This window comes from Methyloversatilis sp. XJ19-13 (assembly GCF_024580155.1).
GTDB lineage: Bacteria > Pseudomonadota > Gammaproteobacteria > Burkholderiales > Rhodocyclaceae > Methyloversatilis.
In genome coordinates this window covers 72,606-79,071 of record NZ_JANINH010000016.1, presented here as the reverse complement: position 1 = coordinate 79,071, position 6,466 = coordinate 72,606, and the positions used below count along the sequence as shown (strand labels likewise).

Annotated in this window: 6 protein-coding genes; 4 read left to right on the top strand and 2 right to left on the bottom strand. The window is 64.8% G+C overall.

Annotation, left to right across the window (positions count from 1 at the left end):
* The 4 genes from NMQ14_RS16750 to NMQ14_RS16735 form a co-directional block, all read left to right on the top strand.
* A partial coding sequence (locus NMQ14_RS16750) for a ThiF family adenylyltransferase (RefSeq protein WP_257097950.1) occupies positions 1-515 on the top strand: 515 nt, incomplete at its 5' end.
* A 193-nt stretch (positions 516-708) separates the two neighbouring features.
* Entirely contained in the window at positions 709-2,301 is a 1,593-nt protein-coding gene (locus NMQ14_RS16745; protein ID WP_257081962.1) for a DEAD/DEAH box helicase, read from the top strand.
* A 62-nt stretch (positions 2,302-2,363) separates the two neighbouring features.
* Positions 2,364-4,172: a DNA helicase RecQ gene (gene recQ, locus NMQ14_RS16740; RefSeq protein ID WP_257097948.1), complete on the top strand. Its 1,809-nt coding sequence runs from the start codon at positions 2,364-2,366 to the stop codon at positions 4,170-4,172.
* A 325-nt stretch (positions 4,173-4,497) separates the two neighbouring features.
* Positions 4,498-4,623 carry a hypothetical protein gene (locus NMQ14_RS16735; protein ID WP_257081964.1) on the top strand — a complete coding sequence of 42 codons (126 nt, stop codon included), beginning with the start codon at positions 4,498-4,500 and terminating at the stop codon, positions 4,621-4,623.
* A 49-nt stretch (positions 4,624-4,672) separates the two neighbouring features.
* On the opposite strand, the gene NMQ14_RS16730 is transcribed toward NMQ14_RS16735, so the two are convergent.
* Both NMQ14_RS16730 and soxC read right to left on the bottom strand, forming a co-directional pair.
* The gene (locus tag NMQ14_RS16730; protein WP_257097946.1) at positions 4,673-5,212 is read right to left on the bottom strand and encodes a cytochrome c; all 540 of its coding nucleotides are present in this window, start codon (positions 5,210-5,212) and stop codon (positions 4,673-4,675) included.
* Entirely contained in the window at positions 5,187-6,461 is a 1,275-nt protein-coding gene (gene soxC / locus NMQ14_RS16725; protein WP_257097944.1) for a sulfite dehydrogenase, read from the bottom strand. Before soxC ends, NMQ14_RS16730 begins: the two co-directional genes overlap by 26 nt.
* Between the last annotated feature and the right edge of the window lie 5 nt (positions 6,462-6,466).

Genomic DNA, 6,466 nt, shown 5'->3' with positions numbered 1-6,466 from the left:
AACGCATCGCCATCATCAATCCAGCATGCGTTGTAACGTCAATCGAGGACTTCGTGACGCCAGAAAATGTCGCCGAGGTCCTTGGCGACCAGTACAACGCAGTAATTGATTGCACAGATCAGGTGTCGGCCAAGGTTGCCATGGCGCTTCACTGCCACGCGATACGCATCCGGCTGTTCATGGCGGGCGCTGCGGGTGGCCGCACGGATCCCACGCGCATCCGGTGGGGCGATCTCGGAGCCGCGCAAGGCGACAGGCTACTGGCACGCGTACGTCAGCTGCTGCGCAAGAGCGGGCAGATGGACTTGCCCGAGAAGGCGCCATTCGGCATCGATGCAGTGTTTTCGCAGGAATCGATGCACCGCCCGGAAGCGCAAAACTGCGATACCGGAGGGGGAGCGCACGGACTGAACTGTGCCGGGTACGGCTCCAGCGTGTGCGTGACCGGCGGATTCGGCTTCGCTCTTGCTGCGGCAGCCATCGATCATCTGCTCGCTAACCGAATCGCGGGATGAAACGAGTGCCGTGTGCAGCAATGCAAGACTTCCGCCCGGAAGCCCTGTACACTCCGCGTGTGCCTAACCAATAGGCACCTTCCGTCGTCACACTGACGACAGGAGGCACCCGCCTCCCCGCTGGAAGTCACTCATTTGTCTGCCTGTATTGGTGTCACTCAGCTTGAGCGACGGGCCGTCGCTGGAGATCTGTTTGAACACTGAAGTCGATTTCGCCGGGCTCGGCCTGGCTGAACCGCTGTTGCGCGCCATTTCGGAAGAGGGCTACACGCAACCCACCCCCATTCAACAAAAGGCCATTCCGCTCGTCATGGCCGGGCGCGACCTGCTGGCCGCTGCGCAGACGGGTACCGGCAAGACCGCCGGATTCACGCTGCCCATCCTGCACACGCTGATCAATCGCCCGGCCAAGATTCCGCCGGGTCGCCCGCGCGTTCTGGTGCTTACACCGACACGCGAACTGGCGGCGCAGGTCGAGGAATCGGTACGCACCTACGGCGTGCACGCCGGGATGCGTTCGATGGTCATCTTCGGTGGTGTCGGCATGAACCCGCAACTGCAGGGACTCAAGCAGCGCGTCGACATTCTGGTCGCCACGCCGGGGCGTCTGCTTGATCACCTCGGCGAAAAGACGCTGGATCTGTCGGGCGTTGAAATCTTCGTGCTCGACGAAGCGGACCGCATGCTGGACATGGGTTTCATCCGCGATATCCGCAAGGTGATCGCCGCATTGCCGAAAACCCGCCAGACGCTGCTTTTCTCTGCCACCTTCTCGCCGGAAATCCGCGAACTGGCGCATGGCCTGCTGAATAACGCAGCCGAGGTCGAGGTCGCACCCCGAAACACGACCGCCGAGCGTGTGGATCAGAGCGTCTACATGGTGGAACAAAAGCAGAAGCGCCATCTGCTTGCGCATTTGATCAATACGGGCGAATGGACACAGGTGCTGGTGTTCACGCGCACCAAGCATGGCGCCAACCGGTTGGCCGAACAGCTCGACAAGCAGGGCATCAGTGCGTTGGCGATCCACGGCAACAAAAGTCAGAACGCGCGTACCCGTGCGCTGGCCGATTTCAAGAGCAATTCGCTGCGCGTGCTCGTCGCGACGGACATCGCTGCGCGCGGACTGGACATTGACCAGTTGCCACACGTTGTCAATTTCGAACTGCCCAGCGTGCCGGAAGATTATGTGCACCGCATTGGCCGCACCGGCCGTGCCGGCGCCAGCGGCTCCGCCGTGTCTTTGGTGGATCGTGAAGAGGTCAAACTGCTGAGTGCGATCGAGAAGGTCACCCGCCAGGCCATCCCGAAGGCGACCGCAGAAGGCTTCGTGCCTGGCATCGTGGTCGAGGAACCGGATCGCGGCCCTCGTCCGCCGGGCCGCGGTGCGCGCAACAATGACGCGCCGCGTCGCAAGCCGGCCGCAGGCACGGCGCCGCGCGCCGGTGGTGATCGTCCTGCGCGTGCTGCGCAGCCCAAGGCTGCCGGCGGAGCACCGGCGCCACGTGGAGCCGGTCGCGGTCCGGGCGGTGGCGCACCGCGCAACGGCAATGCTGCAGGTCGTGCGTCGGGAGCTGGCAACGGCGGTGGCGGTAACCGCGCACCCGCGCGTGCGCACGATGACGACGATGACAATCGCGGCAACCGCATCCAGCCGGCTGCCGCCGCGCCGCGCGAAGTGAATGGCAATGTGATGCCGCGTGCGGGCGATGCCCGTCGTGGCGACGCTCGCCGTCCGCAGGCGCCGGCACTCTTTTCGCCGCGCAACCGCTCGGGTTCGCGCTGAAACTCGCATTCGTGCGATGTTGATGGTGCGGCTGCGAACCGACGTTGACCGGGCGCAACGTGATGCGTGAAAACGCGCTGCGCGTCCTGAAGGACGTGTTCGGTCATCCCGGTTTCCGCGGTGCCCAGGGTGACATCGTCGAACATGTCGCCGGCGGTGGGGACGCGCTGGTGCTGATGCCCACCGGCGGCGGCAAATCGCTTTGCTATCAGGTTCCGGCGTTGCTGAGACCCGGCACTGCGGTTGTGGTGTCGCCGCTGATCGCATTGATGCAGGATCAGGTGGCGGCGCTGACGCTGCTCGGTGTGCGCGCCGCCTTCCTCAACTCCACGCTCGACCTCGATCAGGTACGCGACGTCGAGCGACGTCTGCTCGACGGCAAGCTCGACCTGCTGTATGTCGCGCCCGAGCGATTGAACACGCCGCGCTGCCTCGACCTGCTGAGCCACATCCGACCGGCCCTTTTCGCCATTGACGAAGCCCATTGCGTCGCGCAGTGGGGGCATGATTTCCGTCCAGAATATCTGCAACTGTCGGTGCTGCACGAACGCTTCCCCGACGTGCCGCGCATTGCGCTGACCGCGACTGCCGATCCTGCGACCCGCGCGGAGATCATCGAACGACTCGCGCTGCAGGATTCGCGCGTGTTCGTGTCCAGCTTTGATCGCCCGAACATCCGTTACACCATCGTGGACAAGGATGACGCGCGCAAGCAACTGCTGCGTTTCATCCGCACCGAACATCCTGACGATGCCGGCATCGTCTACTGCCTGTCGCGCAAGAAAGTGGACGAAACCGCCGAATGGCTGGTTGCGCAGGGTGTAAAGGCGCTGCCCTACCATGCCGGCATGGACACCCAGGCACGTGCCGTCAACCAGGCGCGCTTCCAGCGCGAGGAGGGCATCGTTGTCGTCGCCACGATCGCCTTCGGCATGGGCATCGACAAGCCGGACGTGCGCTTTGTCGCCCATCTCGACCTGCCGCGTTCGATCGAAGGGTACTACCAGGAAACCGGTCGGGCCGGTCGCGACGGCACGGCGGCGGACGCCTGGATGGCCTACGGTCTCGCCGACGTGGTGCAGCAGCGTCGCTTCATCGACCAGTCGGAAGGCAATGAAGCCTTCCGGCGCATTTCCAGCAGCAAGCTCGACGCGCTGCTCGGCCTGTGCGAAACCGCGCACTGCCGGCGTGTGCACCTGCTCGCCTATTTCGGCGAGCAGGGTACTCCGTGCGGCAACTGCGACAACTGCCTGAACCCGCCGGAAACCTGGGACGCCACGGTGGCGTCGCAAAAAGCGCTGTCTGCCATCTATCGCACCGGTAACCGTTTCGGCGCCACCCATCTGATCGACGTATTGCGCGGCAAGGACACCGAGCGCATCCGCCAATGGGGGCACGACAGGCTTTCGGTACATGGGATCGGCAAGGCGGAAGACGAGAATCTGTGGCGCAGCGTTTTCCGTCAGCTGGTGGCGCTCGGATTTGCGCGCGTCGATCAGGAATCCTTCGGCGCCCTGGTGCTCACCGACGCTGCACGCCCGGTGCTGCGCGGCGAACAGAGGGTGACGATGCGGCGCATCGTCGAGCGCATGAAGGAATCCGGCGCTCGGCGCAGTCGGGTGGCCGCTCCGATCTCGACGGAAGGCGTCGATGCAGACCTGCTTGCTGCACTGAAAGCCTGGCGTCTCGACGAGGCGCGTACCCAGTCCGTCCCCGCCTACGTCATCCTGCACGACAGCACGTTGATCGAACTGGCGCGCAACCGGCCCGCGGACTGCGACGAGCTGGCCGATATCGCCGGCTTCGGCAGCCGCAAGATCGAGCGTTACGGCGACACGCTGGTCAGGCTGATCGCCGGCTTCGGCGGCTGATTTGTTGCACTGCAATAGTGCAGCAGCGCGGCGATGGCCGATCGTGGTGCCAGGTACCGTCAGGTTGCCCGTTCAACGCCTAATGAAAACAGTCGGTTAAGAATTCCGTCGGCTGGCACCGATTTTGCATACACCCCTCATGACATCACTTTTGAAGAAGGAGGGCAGCATGCGTTGCAATATCCGATCTCTTCTACCGTGCATCACCCTGTGCGCCGCTCTGGGTACAGCGGTGCCAGCGCATGCAGATGCGCTTGCCGTACCGGCGTCATGTGTCACCTCCTCGCGGACAGTCGAGGGCAGTGCAGACTGCCGCGAAGCATCCGTGACGAACGCCCGTCAGAACTACCCGCTCGCCGGATTGCTTGACGAGCAATCGGAATCAGGGCTCGGCCTGGCCTTTGCCGCCTTCATGATCGGCGCTCTCGCGCTGCGGGTCGGGCTGCGCTGACGGCTCGGCGATGAAGGGTACGGTGCCTCAACGGGCCTGTATGCCTTCTTCAGGGGGCCTCGACGCGGATGAAACCTTCACGGTTCGGCATGCGCACAGCGGCCAGGCGCGCGGCGTCCATGACCGCGTCGGCAGCGATCAAGCCGTTGGCGTGCAGCAACCAGGCGCTCAGCGCATACACCTCGTCGGCATTCAGGGTACCGGGCGCCGTCATCGGCTTGGCTCGACGAATGAAGTCGAAAAGCGTGGTGGCAAACGGCCAGTAGCTGCCGATGGTCTTGTCGGCCGCAGGATGGTCGAGCGGACGGCTCGCGCCGGTCAGCTCCTCGGCCGTGCCGCCGCGTCCGTCCCTGCCATGGCAGCCGGCGCAATGCCGGACAAACAATAGTGCACCTTCCTTCACCGAGCCTTGTCCGGGCGGCAGGCCGCGCCCGTCCGGAAACACGTTGAGCGTCTGTGCCGCCAGTGCATCGGCGGCGACCGGAACGCCCAGCTTCGGCGCCTCGACGCGCGGGGCCAGCGGCGTGGCGCAGCCGGTCAGCAGCGTGGTCGCCGCTGCAGCGCTAATAAGTATGCGAAACCAGTCCATCGTCCTCGACCGCCCAGGCCACGATCGCGTGGTAGTGGAAGTAACCGGCCCGGCCGCGTTCCGCGATCAGTGCCGCGCGTTCCGGCTGCACGTTGCCGGCCTCGTCGGTGGCCCGGCTTTTCAGTACGGCCGGTTTGCCGTCCCAGCGCCACGGCAGGCGAAAGCGCGTGAAGCAACGCGGCAGTGCGGGTGATTGCAGCACAGCATCGGTCCAGTGCTTGCCATCGTCTGCCGACACCTCGACCCGCGCGATGCGTCCGTGACCGCTCCAGGCCAGACCGCTGATCTGATACACATCCGGCTGGCGCAGTGTCTGGCCGTGCGATGGCGTGGTGATCAAGGACTTGCAGCCCATGGTGAAGGTGAACTGGCGCGCCTTGCCCGAGGGCAGCAACTCGGTGTATTTGGACGTTTCGTTGCGCGACATCACCGGCTGGTCGGCGATTTCAAGCCGCTGCAGCCACTTCACATGCAGCACGCCTTCCCAGCCGGGCACGATGAGCCGCATCGGATAACCGTTTTCCGGGCGCAGCCGTTCGCCGTTCTGGTATAGCGCGACCAGGCAGTCTTCTCGCATCTTGCCGAGCGGTATGCTCATGTTCATCGCCCCGGCATCCGCTCCTTCGGCGATCACCCACGAGGCCTCCGGATCGACGCCTGCCTCGTCAAGCAGGATGGACAGCGGCACACCGGTCCATTCGGCGCACGACACCAGACCATGCACCGATCCGGCCGGACGCTGTATCGGTTCGGCGTGCCAGCCGGCGTTGCTGTTGCCGCCGCATTCGATGAACAGCATCTGCGAACGCATCGGGTAGCGAAGCAGCGATTTCACATCGAAACTCAGCGCCTGGCGCACCCGGCCATGCACCACAAGGCGGTGCTGCGCTGGATCAATCTGCGGCACGCCGTTGTGGTGGCGCTCGAAGTGAAGGCCGTTCGGCGTGATCGTGCCGTCGAGGTCTTCCAGCGGCGTGAACGACACGCCGTTTCCTGCGACCGCGCGGTTGGCGCCGATGCGTCGCGCGGTGTAGCGCTCGTGCGGCGAAGGCTGTCCGTAGGCAGAAAAAGGTTGGCCCGGCACATGCAGCCACGGCAGGTCGCCGCCGGACTGTGCCGCCGGTGCGCCGGCCGCTGCAGAGGCTCCTGCAAGCGCAGCGCCCTGCTTTAGGAACCGACGCCGGTCGAGCCGCTCTTCGCCTGCGCCAACGGGCGGCTGATCAGCATTGCCGTTCGGGTTTCGTGCCATGGCAT